This is a genomic window from Pseudomonas sp., assembly GCF_017744435.1.
Taxonomy (GTDB): Bacteria; Pseudomonadota; Gammaproteobacteria; order Pseudomonadales; family Pseudomonadaceae; genus Aquipseudomonas.
Genome location: NZ_JAGIBG010000001.1, coordinates 244,131 through 261,196, shown reverse-complemented (window position 1 = coordinate 261,196; position 17,066 = coordinate 244,131). Strand labels below are relative to the sequence as shown.

The following is a 17,066-nucleotide window of genomic DNA, read 5'->3' as shown; positions in this document are numbered from 1 at the left end:
ATCCTGGCGGTCACTGTGGGAAGGGGGTGGCACGGCGTGGCAATACCCCGGCCATACACTTGAGCACAACCCCCAGCACCACCGCCACCCCGGCACTGACAAAGATCGCTTCGTGTCCGGCGCTCTGTTGTTGCAAGGCCACGAACGCCGGCGCCAGCGCCGCCGCCGTCACCTGCAGGATACTCACCCACGGCGTCAACGTCCCGCGCGGGTCGTTGCTGGCAATCGCGCCCATGTAGTAGGTCAGCGCCAGCACCCAGCCAACGTTCATCAGGAACAGCGCCACGCACAACTGCTCGGCATCCTGTGCATGGCGCGCCAGCAGCGCGATCGACAGCAGCACCAGCAGCGAGCCGAAGCCGATCATCGGCCCACGCCTCACCCGTGCGCCCAGCACGCTGGGCAAGGCCCCGCCGGGCAAGCCGCCGAGAATGCCCAGACCGAACGCCCAGCCCACGTCCACCGGGCTGATGCCGCGCTCGCGGGCCAGTTGGTCGACAAAGCCCCAGATGCAATAGATCGCCAGTTGCAGGCACAGCATCCCCAACAGGGCATACCGCCCCAGGGTGGCACAACCGTCGCCGCTCTGGGGCACGGGTACCGGCGCCTCGCGGTGCAAGCGTCGGGGAATGGCCAGCGCCACCAGGGCGATCAACACGAACCAGAAGCCGATGCTTGCCACGGCGCCACGGTTGCCGAACACCTCGGCCAGCTGCGGCATGCAGGTGGCGTACAGGGCGAACACGGCGGTCTGGATCAGCAGCGACAAACCATACGAGCGATCCTGCCCCGGCAGCCGCCCCAGCCCGCTGATCGCACCGGCATACAGCACGCCGGTGGCGATGCCGCAGGCCAGGCGGCACAGCACCAGCGTGGTCAGTGAGTCCAGCGTCGCACTGAGCACATTGAGCGCCAGGGCGGCGAACGCGCCCGCCAGGTACAGGCCACGGCCACCGAAGTGCCGGCCCAGCAGCGGCAGTAGCAGGCTGCCGAGCAAGGTCCCGGTCATTTCGCTGGACAGGATCCAGCCTTGCTGGCTCAGGTCCAGGTTCAACCGTTCGGCCACCAGGCCGATGAAGATCGGTTGCACGCCAATGATGATCAGCGCCGTGGCGGCGATGTAGATCAGGGCGGCACGCAAAAGCAGGTTGTTCTTATTGTTGTGCATTGGAGTTTCCCGGGTGGCGCTTCAGGTTCAGGCGTGGGGGAGGGTGCCTGCGTCATGGGTGATGCGGCCGTTCATCACGGTCAGCGCCACATCGGTCTTGCCGATCTCATAGCGATCAAGCTCGAACAGGTCCTGTTCGAGGATGATGATGTCGGCGCGCTTGCCGGCAGTGATCGAGCCAATCTCCTTTTCCAGCCCCAGCTGGTAGGCGCCATTGAGGGTGTAGGCCGCAATCAGTTGCGGGATGCTCAGGCGTTCGTCGGCATCGGGCATCACCGGCGCATTCGGCTCGCCGCTGAGCTGGCGGGTGTGGCCCGACTCGATGTGTTCCACCGGTTTGTGCTGGCAGCGGCACTGGCAGACCAGGCCGTCCATGCCGATCGACACGGTCACGCCCTGGTCGATGAAGGTGCGGAACTTGTACATCGAAGCCCAGCGCTTGAAGCCATACGACTGCTGGATCGCCTCGGCGTAGGCATCGACCACACCCCATTGCAGCTGGGTGTTGGCCATGACGCCGATGCGGCGAAAGCGCGGGATGTCGTCGGGGTGGGTAAGGAAGGCGTGGGTGATCACATGGCGACGGTCACGCGGCGGATTGCGGGCGTTGGTCCGCTCGAACACGTCCAGCGCCATGCGCACGGCGGCATCGCCCACGGCGTGCACCATCACATCGATACCGGCGGCATCGGCCTGGCGGACGTGGTGCTCGAATACGGCTTCCGGCATGGTCGTCGAGCCGCAGTGCGGCTTGTCGCAGTAGGGTTCGAGCAGGAACGCGGTGTGGTTGAGCTCAGTGCCGTCGAGCATCAGCTTCAAGGTTTGCGCCTTCACCAGCGGCGAGTCATAGCGCCTGCGCATGCCTTGCAGGATGCTCACCGGGTCATCCTCGGTGCCCATGTTGATGTAGCTGCCGACCACGCGCAGTTTCAGGCGCTCTTCGCGTTCCAGCTGCTGCAGGGTTTCGTACAGCAAGGTCTGGTCGCCGGCCGGGTCGAGGAAACCGGCGTCGAACACCGTGGTGATGCCGGCAGCGACCAGCTTTTCTTGCCAGAACGGGATCGAGCGCAGGTACAGGTCGATGCCGGTCGGCAGGTAGCCGGCTTCGCTCAGGCGCTGCATCAGCAGCGAGTAGGCCGCGCAGTCGATGATCACGCCAGTGGGCTCGCCGGTGACCGGGTCCTTTTCGAACCAGCTGGCGCCTTCTTCCACGGCCGGGGTATCGCGGTCGATGCCGGCCGCCTTGAGCGCGTAGGTGTTGACCCACATGGTGTGGTAGTCGGTGGACAGCAGGCACACCGGTTTGTCCGGGCAGATGTCATCGAGCACTTCGCGGCGCAGCATCTCGGCCGGCATCAGCGGCTGGATCCAGCCCATGCCGGTGATGGCTTTCTCGCCGGGGTTGGCCGCCACGTAGCGCTTGAGCATGGCCAGCACTTCGTGCGGGTCTTCATGGTTGATCAGTGCCTGGAACGCAAAGGCGGTGCTGGAGAAGTGCCAGTGCGATTCGACGAAACCCGGCAGCACCAGCTTGCCGGCGGCGTCCAGCAAACGCGTGGTGGGGCCGGCATGGGCCATGACGCTGGCGTGGTCGCCAACGCAGAGGATGCGCTCGCCCTGCACGGCCACGGCGCTGGCCCATGGGCGGTGCGGGTCGACGGTGTAGATGCGGGCATTGTGAATGATGAGATCGGCGGTGGTGGTCATGGCGGCTCCCTGGGGCAAAATGCCGCGCTAGTTTTGTGTCGATAAAAAGTTTTAGTCAATAAAATATTTTTGCGGATTGGCTTTGCTGTATGCTGGCCACCGGTTTTGACAAAGGGTTGCGAAGTGAGCGGATTGCGCGAGCAGCAGAAGGCGCTGCGCCGGGAGACGATCAGCCGTACGGCGCTGGGCCTGTTCGAGAGCCAGGGCTTCCAGACCACCACCATGGAGCAGATCGCCCGCCTGGCGGCGGTGTCGGTACCCACGGTGTTCGCCTATTTCGGCAGCAAGCAGGAGATCCTGCTGGAGAAGCTGCGCGAGGCCGACCACCGCGCGGTAGCGGAGGCGCGCAGGCGCCTGGCGGAATTCGACCAGGCGCTGGATGCGTTGTGCTTCTACGAAGCGCAACTGACCGATTACGCCTTCGAGGTGCTTCCAGCGCCGCTGTGGCGCGAGATTCTGCCGCCGTTGCTGCCCTTGCTGGGTAGCAAGCAGCGTGATGTGCCCGAAGCCTACAAGCGGGTCAACGACGCGCTGGTCGAGGAACTCAAGCACCTGCTCCAGGACCTGTGCGACAGCGGCAAGCTGCGCGCCGACCTCGATGTGGGCTATGCCGCGTTTCTGATCAACGACTACGGGCACTTGCAGCTGCTGCGCCTGTGCAGTGGCGAACCGCTGGACCTGGCGGTACACCGCGAGGATGTGCGCCGGTTCATGGGCTTCTTGCTGGCGGGTATGCAGGGTTAAGCAACCAGCGGGAAGGCCTTGTGTCAGGTCTGATTCAGGGGCCAGCCCTGATGATGCTCCACCAGAAAATCCACAAACACCCGCACCCGCGCCGGCATCGCCGGCCCGCCGACGAACACCGCATGCAGCGGCTCGCGGTCGCCCGGGTTGTATTCCTCCAGCAGCGCCAGCAGTTGACCGTTTTTCAGCTCATCGGCTACGGTGAAGGTCCCGATCCGCGCAATGCCCGCCCCCAGCCTGGCCAGTTGTGCCAGCGCCTCGCCACTGCTGCACTCGATGTTCCCCGTCACCTTCAGTGAAAAATCTTCCCCCGCCAGGCGAAACGGCCAGTCCGGTGCTGCCCGCCGGAAGTTGAAGCGCAGGCAGTTGTGCTGTGCCAGGTCCTCCGGCACCTGCGGCGTGCCACAGCGTGCCAGGTATTCAGGCGAAGCCACCACCACCTGGCCGGTATGGCCGATACAGCGTGCGCTCAGCGAGCTGTCCGGCAGCGGGCCAAAGCGCAGCGCCACATCGGCCTGGCCGCCATGGATATCGGCGATTTCGTCACTCAGCGTCAGGTCGATCACCACCTGTGGGTAACGGGCGCTGAATGCGGTCAGCAACGGCACCACCGTCAGTCGCCCATGCCCCAGCGCCGCGCTGACCCGTAACCGCCCGCGCGGCACGCCCTGGTCAGTGATCGCCTCTTCGACTTCGAGCAGGTCCGCAAGGATGCGCCGCGCCCCGCGCAGGTACGCCTCGCCTTCGGTGGTGAGGGTGATCGCCCGGGTGGTGCGCAGCAGCAGGCGCGTGCCCAGGCGTTGTTCGGCGCGGGCAATGATGCGGCTCACCGCCGACGGCGTCAGGCCCAGCACGCGTGCGGCGGCGGACAGGCTGCCTTCATCCACCACCCTGGCAAACACCTCCATCTCCCCGGATCGCCCGTGGTAGTCCATCTGTGCCTCCAGCGCAAAGGTGATTGCCGAAAAACCGGTCTAGTGCATTCAAAAGCTTGATCGTAGCATTCCCGTCATAGATAAGGAGCCTTGTATGCGTATCAATCCCCCTCTCGTGGCACTCGCCATCGGTGCCTTTGGCATCGGTGTCACCGAGTTCGCCCCCATGGGCATGCTGCCCAGCATTGCCGCTGACCTCGGCGTGTCCATCCCCGCCGCCGGGCTGCTGGTCAGCGCCTACGCGGTCGGCGTGCTGCTCGGCGCGCCACTGATGACCCTGGCCACCGGCAAGATCCCGCGGCGCTACCTGCTGATCGGGCTGATGGCGATCTTCACCCTGGGCAACCTGATGTCGGCGATGGCGACCGATTATCAAAGCCTGATGGTCGCACGCATCGTCACCTCGCTTAACCATGGTGCGTTCTTTGGTGTCGGCTCGGTGGTCGCGGCCAGCGTGGTGCCACCCGAGAAGCGGGCTGGCGCGGTAGCGGCGATGTTCATGGGGTTGACCCTGGCGACCATCGGCGGCGTGCCGCTGGCTACCTGGTTCGGTGAGCTGCTGGGCTGGCGCACGGCATTCTGGGGTATTGCCGGCCTGGGCCTGGTCGCGATGGTCTCGCTGTGGTTCGCGCTGCCCAACCTGCCGCTGCCGAAAAGTGGTGGTGCCATGGCCGAGATCCGTGTGCTCGGCCGAGGGCCGGTATTGTCGGCGCTGGCGCTGACCGTGGTCGGCTCCAGCGCGATGTTCACCGTGTTCACCTACATCGCGCCGATCCTGCACGCCCAGGCACAGGCGTCGACGACCTTCATCACGGCCATGCTGGTGCTGTTCGGCATCGGTTTGACCTTGGGCAACATGTGGGGTGGCAAGGCGGCGGATCGCTCGATCGAGCGAACCTTGATGGTGTCGCTGGCGGTGCTGATCGCTGTGCTGCTGGTGTTCCCGGCCACCTTGGGCTGGTCGCTGCCGACCGCGGTGGCGATCCTGGTGTGGGGCATCGCCAGCTTCGCCCTGGTACCACCGCTGCAGATGCGCGTGATGGAAGCTGCCAAGGACGCGCCGAACCTGGCGTCGGCGGTGAACATCGGCGCGTTCAACCTGGGCAACGCGATTGGCGCGGCGCTGGGTGGCGCAGTGATCAATGCGGGGTTGGGGTATCCGGCGGTGTCGTATGCCGGGGCAGGGATGGCGGTGCTGGGGCTGGTGCTGACCATCGCCTGGCGGACGCGGCCGCTGGTGCCGGTGCAGCAGGCGGCGGTATAACTGACAGTGGGCTGCAAGGCAGCCCCCTTTCTGTAGACTGGCCCAGCCCCGATAAGGACATCACCATGCACCCCACCCAGGCCGATATCGAAGCCCTGCTCTCATACCAATCCCGGCTCTACCCCAATGCTGTGGCGATCAAGACTTACACCCTCAAGGAGGGCAGCCGTTGGCCCGACTATGAAACAGTGGTCAGTGACTTTTATGAAGAGGCCGGCAGGGACTGCTGGACCGACATCAACTACCGGCCCAACGCCGACAACCTGCTCAGCGCCCCCGACACCATCGCCCAAGCCACCTTGCCCCAACTCCAGAGCTTGCTGACCTACTGCGTGCGCGGTGAACGCTTCTGTGACGGCCACTGGGCGGCAATGATCGAAAAGGGCCACGTGCTGCGCATCCTCACCCGCTTGGCCGCGTTTGCCTGAGGGCACGCAAATCAGCCGTCAAGGCAGGCCGTTGCGACCGTGGGCTAGGTACCCCGAGCGCTGGCTGAGGCGCTCGTAATAGGCGCTAACGGCAGTTAACCGGGGGTGGTCTATCGGTGTGGCGAACCAGCGCTGCACCGACAGGCCGATGGGGATGTCGGCCAGGGTAAAGCGCTCGCCGGCCACGAACGCGCCAGTCGCGGCCAGTTGCCGGTCGAGAATGCCCATGTAGCGTGCCCACTCTGCGCATCCCGCAGCCAGTGCCTGGGCATCCTGATGCGCGGGCGAGTGGCGCACCCGTGACATGAACGGGTAGCTCCACGCCCGGTTCAGGTCCGAGGCCTGCCAGTCGATCCACTGATCGATGCGTGCTCGTGCCTGCGCTTCGCCAGGGTAGATGGCCGCATCGCCGTAACGGTTCGCCAGATAGCGGATGATGCTGTTGGATTCCCACAGCGTGAAGTCGCCGTCCTGGATTACCGGGACCATGGCGTTGGGGTTGAGCGCGAGGAATTCAGGCGCGTCGGTGGGCTGAAAGCCGCTGCCCCAGTCTTCACGCTCGAACGGAATGTCGAATTCGGCGCAGGCCCACAGCACCTTGCGAACGTTGATCGAAGAAGCCCTGCCCAGTATCCGTAACATGCAGTCGTCCTTGATGGGGGGAGCGCTGATCGTCGACGACGGTAGCGTTTCGGTCAAGCCAGATCTGAAGCAGACATTCACCCCCAGCTCTGGCAAGGTAGAACGCCCTTCAAGCCAGGCTTGCATCGCCCCATGGATGCCTTTTACCTCATCGCCCTCGGCGCCATGGTCGCCGGTTTCGTCCAGGGCCTTTCCGGTTTTGCCTTCGGCATGGTCGCCATGTCGTTCTGGGCCTGGGGCCTGGAACCGCGGCTGGCGGCATCGCTGACCGTGTTCGGCAGCCTCGCCGGCCAGCTCATCGCCGTGTTCAGCGTACGGCGCGGCTTCAGCTGGGCGCTGCTGTGGCCGTTCGTGCTCGGCGGCCTGGCCGGCATCCCGCTGGGAGTATGGGTGCTGCCGTACCTGGACATGCTCTGGTTCAAGGCTGTGTTCGGCACGCTGCTGGTGCTGTGGTGCCCGTTGATGCTGCTGGCGCCGCGCTTGCCACGGCTGCCGGGCAACCGCCTGGCCGATGGCGCGGTGGGCCTGGTGGGTGGGGCATTGGGCGGAATCGGTGGCTTTACCGGCACAGTGCCTACACTGTGGTGTACCTTGCGCGGCTTCGAGCGCGATACCCAGCGCGCGGTGATCCAGAACTTCAACCTGTCGATGCTGCTGGTGACCCTGCTCACCTACCTCGGCACCGGGGTGGTGACCCGCGACATGCTGCCGGCGTTCGGCGTGGTGCTGCTGGCCATGGCGCTGCCGGCGCTGCTGGGTACGCGGCTGTACCTGGGGATCAGCGAACTGGCGTTTCGCCGGGTGGTGCTGGGGCTGCTGACCACCTCCGGGGTGGCCATGCTGATGGCGTCGCTACCGGCATTGTTGAGCCACTGAGCGCTTGCCTGGCGGCCCTTAACTTGGCACCCTTTGCGCCGCATCGATCCTCCGTGCCGTAACAGAAGGAAACGCACCGTTGAGTTGGGACAAAGTCGGCAAACGCCTGGTCGCCATGCTGCTTGGCCTGATGGTCTTGCTGGTGGCCTATGTGCTGCTCAAGGGCCAGTCACGGCTCGAGGCGACCCTGACCTACGCCTACCTCACCTATCCCAGCCAGTTCAGCGAGCGCATCAGCAAGGCCAACGAGCAGCTCAAGTACGAACAGTTGCAGCCGCGCATCAACCGCATCGGCGACGGTGCATTGAACCCATACCAGGTCGACAAGCTGATCGAACTGGTCCAGGCACCTTATGTGCAACTGTTCGCCAAGCCTTTCGAAGCCGGGTTGGTCGATCACCGCACCGGCTTGCTGATCGACCTGCACAACCGTGGCGACAGCGACGTGCGTGAGGTGAAGATCCGCCTGCCAGCCAAGGGCCTGGTGCAGGTGCGTGATGCGGCGGGCAACGACACGCTTTATGAAGCGGCGACGGCGCAGGTGGAGATACCGGCCATCGAGAAGGGCGGGGCATGCAAGGTCTGGGTGTATTTCGATGCTGACTATTCGCAGATTCGCCAGGGCGGCGTCGGTGTCAGTTTTGCCGGTGGCGCGGCGGATGTGCGGGTCTACCGCGAGTTCACCGGGTTCCCGGCGCTGGTGGCACGCTACAGCAGCGAGCTGGTGGGGCTGCTGGGGGTGTTGCTGCTCGGCGTGCTGGGCATGGGGTACGCCTGCCTGGCCCGGCGACGCACCCTCGCCTGATTACACCTGCACCGCCGCGAAGAGGCCGGTGCAGGAGTACTCAGGCCGGAACCATGGCAAACCCTACGCCAAAGCGGTTCCAGGCATTGATGGTGGCGATGGCCAAGGTCAGGTTGGCCAACTCGGCCGGCTCGAAGTGCTGCTGCAGCGCTTCATATTCCGCTTGCGGGGCGCCCCGCTCGGGCAGCCGGGTCAGGCACTCCACCCAGGCCAGTGCGGCACGCTCACGCGGAGTGAAGTAATTGGTTTCCTGCCAGACGCACAGGGTCTGCAAGCGCGCCTCGGTCTCGCCGGCCTTGCGCGCATCATTGGCATGCATGTTCACGCAGTAGGCGCAGCCGTTGATTTGCGAAGCCCGCAGGCGCACCAGCTCCAGCAGTGAGTTTTCCAGGCCACTCTTGGCCAGGGCCTGCTCCAGGCCGACCATGGCCTTGTAGGCTTCCGGCGAGTGTTTGGCCCATTCGATACGGTTGTGCATGCTGTGCTCCAGGGAAGGCGTGGTGGACATGGCGCTACCTTAGCGCCCGCCATCCATTGGCCCGATAGCCAATCGTGCGCTTTGCCGGGAGGCCAATCGGGCCATTAAGGTGGCCACTGACCTGCATCCAATCTCTTCATTTCTACCCTGACTGCCTGGACAGGATAATGGCCGGGTCTTGTCTGGGGAGTATCGATTCGTGATGAGAGGGGCGTTGAACCTGTTGCTGGTGATCTTGCTGGCATTGAACCTGAGACCGATCCTGACCAGCATCGGCCCGTTGCTCGAGCCGATGCGCGCGAGCACCGGGCTGGGTTACCAGCAGGCGGCGCTGCTGACGGCATTGCCGGTGCTGTGCATGGGCCTGGTGCCGTTGCTGCAGCCCTGGCTGCGGCGCTGGATCAGTGAACACGGCGGCATGCTCGGCGGCCTCGGCGCCATTGCCCTGGCCTGCCTGTGGCGGCTGCAACTGGACAGCGCCTGGGCGCTGATCGCCAGCGCGGTGCTGGCCGGGTTGGGCGTGGCAGTGGTGCAGGGCATGATGCCGGGCCTGGTCAATCGCTGGTTCCCCAGCCGCCTGGCCGGGACCATGGGCCTGTATTCGGCGGCGCTGATGAGTGGCGGTGGCCTGGCGGCGGTGCTCGGCCCGCATATCAGCGGGCACTTCGGCCACTGGCAGGCCGGGCTTGGCCTGTGGGCGATCCCGGCCGTGCTGGCGGTGCTGGCCTGGGCCGCACTGCGTCCTCGGGAAAGCGCGCCAAAGCTGGCCGGCGCCACGGGCGGGCACTGGTTCGGCACACGCCGGGCCTGGTTGCTGGCGCTGTACTTCGGCCTGATCAATGGCGGCTATACCAGCATGGTCGCGTGGTTGCCGGCCTATCACCTGGAACACGGTGGCACTGCGCAAGGTGGCGGCGACCTGGTCGGCCTGATGACCATTTTCCAGGTCTGCGGTGCCCTGGGCCTGCCGCTGTTGCTGCGCGGCCTGGCCGACCGTCGCCCGGGCTTGTGGCTGGCGCTGTCGATCCAGCTGGCGGGCTTCCTCGGCTTGCTGCTGGCGCCGACGCTGGCCATGGGCCTGTGGGTCGCGATGATCGGCTTTGGCCTGGGCGCTTGCTTCAGCCTGAGCCTGACCTTGACCCTGGAGCACCTCAAGACACCCGCCGAAGCCGGCAGCCTGGCGGCCTTCGTGCAGGGCATCGGCTTCATCATCACCGGCATCATCCCGTACATCACCGGTTGGTTACGCGATGTCAGCGGCGACTTCCAGGCATCCTGGACGTTGCTGACCGTCACCGTGCTGGCGATGCTGCTGGTGACCGCCTGTTTCGCCCCGCGCGGCTATGCAGCGGCTATCGCCCGGCCGAAGCAGGGTGGCCAGGCGGCGCTGGTCAACTGAGGCGTTGCAGGGTATCGCGGACCCGGTCCAGCGCCGGGTCGATATCCAGCAGTTCGATGGCGCCGAAGCCCAGCAGCAACCCATGGCGCACTGGGGCTTCGCTGAAGAACGGTGCCAGCGAGTACAGGCCGACTTCCACCTTGCGGGCGAGGTTGGCCAGCAACTCGACATCCACCCCCGGCCGCGCCAGGGCGCTCAGGTGGAACCCGGCACTGGCGGGCACGGCGCTGAACCAGGGTGCCAGGTCGTCACCCAGCCGCGCCAGGATGCGCTCGCGGCGGCCGCTGTAGATGTCATGGCAGCGGCGGATGTGCTTGTTCAGGTGGCCCTCGCCAATGAACCGTGCCAGCGCCCACTGCAGCAAGGTCGGGCTGTGCCAGTCGCTCAGGTGCTTGGCCACGCAGGCGGCGCTGAGCACCGCCGGTGGCAGCACCGCGTAACCCAGGCGCAGTTCCGGCAGCAAGGTCTTGGAGAAGGTCCCCACATACGCCACCAGCCCTTGCCGGTCGAGGCGCTGCAGGGCGTCGGCGGCCGGGCCCTGGTAGCGGAATTCGCAGTCGTAGTCGTCCTCGATGATCAAGGCGCCGAGCTCGGCGGCCCGTGCCAGCAGGGCATGGCGGCGGGCTTCGCTCATTGGCATGCCGAGCGGAAACTGGTGCGAAGGGGTCACGTAGATCAGCCGGGTGCCCTCGGCGATGTGCGCCACGCACATCCCTTCATCGTCCACCGGTACTGACTGCAGCTTTGCCCCCAGGGCCAGGAACAGCTGGCGTGCCGGCGGGTAGCCAGGGTCTTCCATGGCCACCTGGCAGCCGGGCTCGACCAGCACCCGGGCGATCAGGTCCAGGGCCTGCTGGGCGCCGTTGCACACCAGCACGTCCGCCGCACTGCAATGCACGCCGCGGGCGTAGGCGATGTGGTGGGCGATGGCCTCGCGCAGTTCGGGCAGGCCCTGGGCGGCAAACTGCCGCTCGGGGTGCCGCTGGCTACGGCGCAGGGCGTAGTTCAGGCAGCTGCGCCACTGGTCGAAGGGGAACTGCGCCTTGCTCGAGGCACCGCCGACGAAGTCGTAGCGCGAAGGGGCTTCCTGGGTGCGTTTGGCGAGCACCGTGGCGCGTTGTTGCCAGCGCTGCAGTGATGCGGCAGCGGCCAGAGGCACGGCTTGCGTTTCACCGCTGTGCAGCGGTTGGCGCGGGGTGATGAAGGTGCCACGGCCGACCACACCGCTGAGCAGGTTGTCGTAGGTCAGCCGCGAGTAGGCTTCGGCCACGGTCTTGCGTGACACGCCCAGTTGCTCGGCCAGCAGCCGGGTCGGCGGCAGTTGCGTGCCGGCGGCCAGGTGGCCGCTGTCGATGCCGGCGCGCAGTTGCTGGTAGAGCTGGTCGGCCAGGCCTTTGCGGCCGTCCAGGCGGATATGCAGTTCCATGATCACTGTCCGAAGCACGAGAGTGCTGAGAATAGCGGATCAGAGCCGTGCGGTGCTCACCGTGATGTAGCCCTTGTCGTTCAGGTCAATGCGTATCACCGTTTCATCCGCGCAAGCCTTGCGCTTCTGCTTGATGCACACGCCTTTGACGCCGATGGCGCGCATCCGGTGGGGGATGGCTCGCCCGCACGGGTCGAAGAAGGCTTCGCTGGCCAGCAGCTCGATGCGCTCGATCAGTTGCCGGGTACGCTCGTCGGTGGCACAGAAAAATAGCACGCCCGACAGGTGCGGGTCGTCGTCCGGGTTGCTGATCTCGTGCGCCAGCAGTTCGCGCAGGGTACTGCGCAGTTCGGCGGTGGTTCGGGTATCTGGGTACATGCGCAGCCTCCTCTGGTCGCAGGTTTGCATACTTGTTTTTACTGGCCCACGGCGGCAAGTAAGACGCGTCAGAATTGGCTGTGGGAATTTTCTGAAGCCACGAGGAGGGTGCTTGCGCGGCAGGGATGCGGCACAATTCTTCGCCTGATTTCTGCGCTGAGCGAGACCCCCGATGAACAGCCACTTCCAAGCCGTCGACCTGCAAAAGGCCTACCGCCTGCTCAACCATGGGCCGACCGTACTGGTTTCGGCCAGCCATGAGGGGGTGGACAACGTCATGGCCGCTGCCTGGGCCTGTGCACTGGACTTCGACCCGCCCAAGGTCACCGTGGTGCTGGACAAGAGTGCCCGCACCCGGCAGCTGGTCGAGGGCAGTGGCTGGTTCGTGATCCAGGTGCCGACTGCCGCCCAGGCGCAGCTGACCCATCAGGTGGGCACCCGCAGCCTGTTCGATCAGCCGGACAAGCTGACCAGCATCGGTGTGGAGCTGGCGCGGGTGGAGGGGCATGTGGCGCCCCTGGTGCAGGGCTGTTCGGCCTGGCTGATGTGCCGGGTGATCGACGAGCCGCATAACCAGAACACCTATGACTTGTTCATTGGTGAAGTGGTGGCGGCCTGGGCGGATGACCGGGTGTTTCGCGAGGGGCACTGGGCTTATGAAAATGCCGACCCGCAGTGGCGCAGCCTGCACTACGTGGCGGGTGGGCATTTCTATGCGATCGGTGAGCCGGTGGTGGTTGAACAGAAAGAGTGATAGTGCCTGTACCGGCCCATTCGCGGGCACGCCCGCTCCCACAGGTTGATTACAGGCCTGGAATCCAGTGATTCACCTGTGGGGGCGGGCGTGCCAGCGAAGGGCACTTACTGGCGAACCAGCTGTTTGAATTTCAAGCGCCACCCGTGCAGCAACGGCTCGGTGTATCCGCTAGGCTGTTCACGCCCCTTGAACACCAGCTCTTGCGCCGCACGGAACGCATGCGAACCCGCGAAATTCCCGGCCATCGGTCGGTACGCCGGATCCCCGGCATTCTGCTGGTCCACCACCGTGGCCATGCGTTGCAAGGTCGCCTCGACCTGGTCACTGCTGACCACCCCATGGTGCAGCCAGTTGGCGATGTGCTGAGCCGAGATGCGCAAGGTGGCGCGGTCTTCCATCAGCCCCACGTCATGGATGTCCGGCACCTTAGAGCAACCGACGCCTTGCTCCACCCAGCGCACCACGTAACCCAGGATGCCCTGGCAGTTGTTGTCCAGTTCGGCCTGGATTTCGCCCGCACTCCACGGTCGGTCCGGGCTCACCGGGATGCTCAGCAGGTCGTGCAGCAGTTGTTCGCGCTCGGCACCCAGGTCGACGCTTTCCAGTTGTGCCTGCACCGCCGGCACGTCCACCTGGTGATAATGCAGCGCATGCAAGGTCGCGGCAGTCGGTGAGGGCACCCAGGCCGTGTTGGCGCCGGCGCGGGGCTGGGCGATCTTCTGTTCGAGCATGGCCGCCATCAGGTCGGGCATGGCCCACATGCCCTTGCCGATCTGCGCCTTGCCGCGCAGGCCGCAGGCCAGGCCTACCAGTACGTTGCTGCGCTCATAGGCCTGGATCCAGGCGCTGCCTTTCATGTCGCCCTTGCGCAGCATGGCGCCGGCTTCCATGGCGCTGTGCATCTCGTCGCCGGTGCGGTCGAGGAAACCGGTGTTGATGAACACCACCCGCGCTGCCGCGCTGGCGATGCAGGCTGCGAGGTTGACGCTGGTGCGCCGCTCTTCGTCCATGATGCCCATCTTCAAGGTGTGCCGGGGCAGGCCCAGCAGGTCCTCGACACGGCCGAACAGCTGGTCGGCGAAGGCCACTTCGGCCGGCCCGTGCATCTTCGGCTTGACGATGTACAGGCTGCCCTCGCGGGAGTTGCCGCGGCGCTTGAGGTCGTGCAGGCCGATCAGGCTGGTGACCACGGCGTCGAGGATGCCTTCGGGGATCTCCCGGCCATCGCGGTCGTGGATCGCCGGGTTGGTCATCAGGTGGCCGACGTTGCGGATGAACAGCAGCGAGCGGCCAGGCTGGGTCAGGGGCTGGCCATCCGCGCCATGGTATTCGCGGTCCTTGGCCAGTGCGCGGGTGAAGGTCTTGCCGCCTTTGCTGACCTGCTCGCTGAGGTCGCCTTTCATCAGGCCCAGCCAGTTGCGATAGACGTTGACCTTGTCCTCGGCATCCACCGCAGCCACCGAGTCTTCGCAGTCGATGATGGTGGTCAGCGCGGCTTCGACGAGGATGTCCTTGACCCCGGCGCGGTCGGCCTTGCCGATGGTGCTGGCCGGGTCGATCTGGAGTTCGAAATGCAGGCGATGGTGTTGCAGCAGGATGGCCGTTGGCTGGCCGGGCTCGCCTTGATAGCCGCGCAGTTGCGCAGGCGCTGCGAGGCCGACCTGGCGGCCATCGCTCAAGGTCACCCGTAACGTGCCCTGGTTGATCGCATAGGCCTGGGCGTCCGCGTGGGAAGCGCCTGCAAGCGGCGCCGAGCGGTCGAGAAAATCCCGGCCAAAAGCGATCACCCGGGCGCCGCGCACCGGGTTGTAGCCTTGCCCGCGCTCGGCGCCGTCGCTTTCGGGGATGGCATCGGTGCCGTACAGCGCGTCATACAGCGAGCCCCAGCGGGCGTTGGCGGCGTTCAGCGCGTAGCGGGCATTGCTCAGTGGCACCACCAGCTGCGGGCCGGCCTGCTCGGCGATTTCTCGGTCGACCTGGGTGGTGCTGATGCGCACTTGCTGCGGGGTTTCAACGAGGTAGCCGATGCTGCGCAGGAACGCCTGGTAGGCGGCCATGTCGCTTATCGGGCCCGGGTGCTGTCGGTGCCAGGTGTCCAGTTCGCGTTGCAGGCGGTCGCGTTCGGCGAGCAGTTCGCGGTTGCGTGGGGCGAGGTCGTGGACCAGGGTACTGAAGCCTTGCCAGAAGCTGGCGGCGTCGATGCCGGTGCCGGGCAGCACTTCATCCTCGATGAAGCGTTGCAGGATCGGGGCGACCTTGAGGGGATGGGTCATTGTCTTCTCGCTCGGTGTACAGATTCAGAAAATGTGCTGCTTGTGCCGGCCTCTTCGCGGCTAAAGCCGCTCCTACAGGTACTGAGCAACCTTTGAAACCTGTGCTGTCCCTGTGGGAGCGGGTTCACCCGCGAAGGGGTCGGCGCCGATTCAAAGGGCGGCCACACCCGCCTTGGCCACTTGGGCATCCTGCTCGGGCTTGACCCCGGACACGCCCACGGCGCCCACTACCTGGCCATCGACCAGCACGGGTACGCCGCCTTCCAGGCTGGTCAGCAGCGGCGCGGTGACGAAGGCCGTGCGCCCGCCATTGACCATCTGTTCGAAATCACGGGTTTCCTTGCGCCCCAGGGCGGCACTGCGGGCCTTTTCCACGGCGATGTAGGCGCTGGATGGCGCACAGCCGTCCATGCGCTCCAGGGCCAGCGGATGGCCGCCGTCGTCGACCACGGCGATGGTCACGTTCCACTGTTGCGCCTGGGCTTCCTGGCGGGCGGCAGCGAGCAGGCGGGTCACTTCCGCCTGGCCGATCACGGGCTTGCTATGCATGGCTGTTCTCCTGGTTCAAGGCTGCTTCGACGATTTCGATCCAGTGCCGCACCGGTGTGCGCCCGGCCCCGTCGAGGTGGGTCTGGCAGCCGATGTTGGCGGTGGCGATGACCTGCGGTTTGCCGCTTTCCAGCGCGTTCAGGCGGTTGTCGCGCAGTTGCCGCGACAGCGTGGGCTGGGTCAGCGAATAGGTGCCGGCCGAACCACAGCACAAGTGGCCGTCCGGCACCGGGGTGAGGGTGAAGCCCAGGCGCGTCAGCAGGCTTTCCACCTGGCCGCCGAGCTTGAGCGCATGCTGCAGGGTGCAGGGGCAATGGAAGGCCAGGCGCTGTTCGGCGCACAGGCCGAGCTGTTCGACTGGTTCGTCGCGCAGCACTTCGACCAGGTCCCGCGACAGCGCACTGACCCGTGCAGCCTTGGCGGCGTAATGCAGGTCTCTTTCCAGCAGGTGGCCGTAGTCACGCACGAAGGCACCGCAGCCACTGGCGGTCTGCACGATGGCCTCGGCACCGGCCTCGATGGCCGGCCACCAGGCATCGATGTTACGTCGGGCACGGTCCAGGCCCTGCTCCTGGGCATTGAGGTGATAGTCCACCGCGCCGCAGCAGCCGGCTTCGTACGCCGGCTCCACGCTGATCCCCAGCCGGTCCAGCAGGCGCGCGGTGGCGGCGTTGGTGTTGGGCGACAAGGCGGCCTGCACGCAACCCTCAAGAAGCAGGATGCGCCGGGCATGGCGGGGGGCGGGCCGTTCGCCGGGCGGGGTCACCTGGGCCGGCAGCTTGCTCTTGAGGTTGGCCGGCAGCACCGGCCGCAAGGCCTGGCCGGTGCGGGTCAGGGCCTTGAACAGCGCCGGGCGTGGCACCACGGCACGCAAGCCATGGCGCAGCAGGCGCTGGCCGAGTGGGCGCGGTACCTGCTGCTCGACCACGGCGCGGCCGATGTCCAGCAGGTCGTGGTACTTCACCCCCGACGGGCAGGTGGTTTCGCAGTTGCGGCAGGTCAGGCAGCGGTCCAGGTGCAGTTGCGTGCTGGCGGTGACCGGCGCGCCTTCGAGCACTTGCTTGATCAGGTAGATGCGCCCACGTGGCCCGTCCAGTTCGTCGCCGAGCAACTGGTAGGTCGGGCAGGTGGCCGTGCAGAAACCGCAGTGCACGCAGCTGCGCAGAATGCTTTCGGCTTCCTCGCCGCGGGGCAGGCGCTTGGCGCTCTCGCTCAGGTTGGTTTGCATGGGCGTGGC

The 17,066-nt window shown here is 65.9% G+C and carries 17 protein-coding genes; 7 read left to right on the top strand and 10 right to left on the bottom strand.

Annotated elements, in window-relative coordinates; translation table 11 throughout:
* Nucleotides 1-10: 10 nt before the first annotated feature.
* Nucleotides 11-1,168 carry an MFS transporter gene (locus tag J7573_RS01220; protein WP_294324324.1) on the bottom strand — a complete coding sequence of 386 codons (1,158 nt, stop codon included), beginning with the start codon at nt 1,166-1,168 and terminating at the stop codon, nt 11-13.
* Nucleotides 1,169-1,195: 27 nt separating this feature from the next.
* Nucleotides 1,196-2,875: an amidohydrolase gene (locus tag J7573_RS01215; protein WP_294324321.1), complete on the bottom strand. Its 1,680-nt coding sequence runs from the start codon at nt 2,873-2,875 to the stop codon at nt 1,196-1,198.
* A gap of 123 nt (nt 2,876-2,998) precedes the next feature.
* Between J7573_RS01215 and J7573_RS01210 the strand changes: the two genes are divergently transcribed.
* Nucleotides 2,999-3,619 carry a TetR/AcrR family transcriptional regulator gene (locus tag J7573_RS01210; protein ID WP_294324318.1) on the top strand — a complete coding sequence of 207 codons (621 nt, stop codon included), beginning with the start codon at nt 2,999-3,001 and terminating at the stop codon, nt 3,617-3,619.
* A 23-nt stretch (nt 3,620-3,642) separates the two neighbouring features.
* Here the strand turns inward: J7573_RS01210 and J7573_RS01205 are convergent, their stop codons facing one another.
* Nucleotides 3,643-4,554 (bottom strand): LysR family transcriptional regulator, encoded by a 912-nt coding sequence (locus J7573_RS01205; RefSeq protein ID WP_294324315.1) that lies wholly within the window; start codon nt 4,552-4,554, stop codon nt 3,643-3,645.
* A gap of 94 nt (nt 4,555-4,648) precedes the next feature.
* On the opposite strand from J7573_RS01205, the gene J7573_RS01200 reads away from it, so the two are divergent.
* Together J7573_RS01200 and J7573_RS01195 are read left to right on the top strand one after the other, a co-directional pair.
* Nucleotides 4,649-5,818: an MFS transporter gene (locus J7573_RS01200; protein ID WP_294324312.1), complete on the top strand. Its 1,170-nt coding sequence runs from the start codon at nt 4,649-4,651 to the stop codon at nt 5,816-5,818.
* Nucleotides 5,819-5,883: 65 nt separating this feature from the next.
* Nucleotides 5,884-6,246: a DUF6508 domain-containing protein gene (locus J7573_RS01195; RefSeq protein WP_294324309.1), complete on the top strand. Its 363-nt coding sequence runs from the start codon at nt 5,884-5,886 to the stop codon at nt 6,244-6,246.
* A gap of 18 nt (nt 6,247-6,264) precedes the next feature.
* Here the strand turns inward: J7573_RS01195 and J7573_RS01190 are convergent, their stop codons facing one another.
* Entirely contained in the window at nt 6,265-6,888 is a 624-nt protein-coding gene (locus J7573_RS01190) for a glutathione S-transferase (RefSeq protein WP_294324306.1), read from the bottom strand.
* Between the two features lie 132 nt (nt 6,889-7,020).
* Between J7573_RS01190 and J7573_RS01185 the strand changes: the two genes are divergently transcribed.
* Nucleotides 7,021-7,764, top strand: coding sequence for a sulfite exporter TauE/SafE family protein (locus J7573_RS01185; protein WP_294324304.1), 744 nt, complete (start codon nt 7,021-7,023; stop codon nt 7,762-7,764).
* Between the two features lie 79 nt (nt 7,765-7,843).
* On the top strand, nt 7,844-8,569 hold the full coding sequence (locus J7573_RS01180) for a hypothetical protein (protein WP_294324301.1): 726 nt from the start codon (nt 7,844-7,846) through the stop codon (nt 8,567-8,569).
* Between the two features lie 40 nt (nt 8,570-8,609).
* Here the strand turns inward: J7573_RS01180 and J7573_RS01175 are convergent, their stop codons facing one another.
* Nucleotides 8,610-9,047, bottom strand: coding sequence for a carboxymuconolactone decarboxylase family protein (locus J7573_RS01175; protein ID WP_294324835.1), 438 nt, complete (start codon nt 9,045-9,047; stop codon nt 8,610-8,612).
* Between the two features lie 202 nt (nt 9,048-9,249).
* Between J7573_RS01175 and J7573_RS01170 the strand changes: the two genes are divergently transcribed.
* A complete protein-coding gene (locus J7573_RS01170; RefSeq protein WP_294324298.1) occupies nt 9,250-10,446 on the top strand; it encodes a cyanate transporter in 1,197 nt (398 codons plus the stop codon).
* Here the strand turns inward: J7573_RS01170 and J7573_RS01165 are convergent.
* Together J7573_RS01165 and J7573_RS01160 are read right to left on the bottom strand one after the other, a co-directional pair.
* Entirely contained in the window at nt 10,439-11,872 is a 1,434-nt protein-coding gene (locus J7573_RS01165; RefSeq protein ID WP_294324297.1) for a PLP-dependent aminotransferase family protein, read from the bottom strand. The two genes, J7573_RS01170 and J7573_RS01165, sit on opposite strands and share 8 nt — an antisense overlap.
* Nucleotides 11,873-11,911: 39 nt before the next feature.
* A complete protein-coding gene (locus J7573_RS01160; RefSeq protein ID WP_294324293.1) occupies nt 11,912-12,250 on the bottom strand; it encodes a hypothetical protein in 339 nt (112 codons plus the stop codon).
* Between the two features lie 172 nt (nt 12,251-12,422).
* Between J7573_RS01160 and J7573_RS01155 the strand changes: the two genes are divergently transcribed.
* Complete coding sequence (locus tag J7573_RS01155) at nt 12,423-13,004, top strand: flavin reductase family protein (protein WP_294324289.1); 582 nt, start codon at nt 12,423-12,425, stop codon at nt 13,002-13,004.
* Nucleotides 13,005-13,111: 107 nt separating this feature from the next.
* On the opposite strand, the gene J7573_RS01150 is transcribed toward J7573_RS01155, so the two are convergent.
* The 3 genes from J7573_RS01150 to glcF all read right to left on the bottom strand — a co-directional run bounded on the left by J7573_RS01150 (nt 13,112) and on the right by glcF (nt 17,057).
* Nucleotides 13,112-15,280 (bottom strand): malate synthase G, encoded by a 2,169-nt coding sequence (locus J7573_RS01150; protein WP_294324286.1) that lies wholly within the window; start codon nt 15,278-15,280, stop codon nt 13,112-13,114.
* 150 nt (nt 15,281-15,430) lie between these two features.
* The gene (locus tag J7573_RS01145) at nt 15,431-15,829 is read right to left on the bottom strand and encodes a heme-binding protein (RefSeq protein WP_294324283.1); all 399 of its coding nucleotides are present in this window, start codon (nt 15,827-15,829) and stop codon (nt 15,431-15,433) included.
* Nucleotides 15,822-17,057 (bottom strand): glycolate oxidase subunit GlcF, encoded by a 1,236-nt coding sequence (gene glcF, locus J7573_RS01140; RefSeq protein WP_294324281.1) that lies wholly within the window; start codon nt 17,055-17,057, stop codon nt 15,822-15,824. Before glcF ends, J7573_RS01145 begins: the two co-directional genes overlap by 8 nt.
* Between the last annotated feature and the right edge of the window lie 9 nt (nt 17,058-17,066).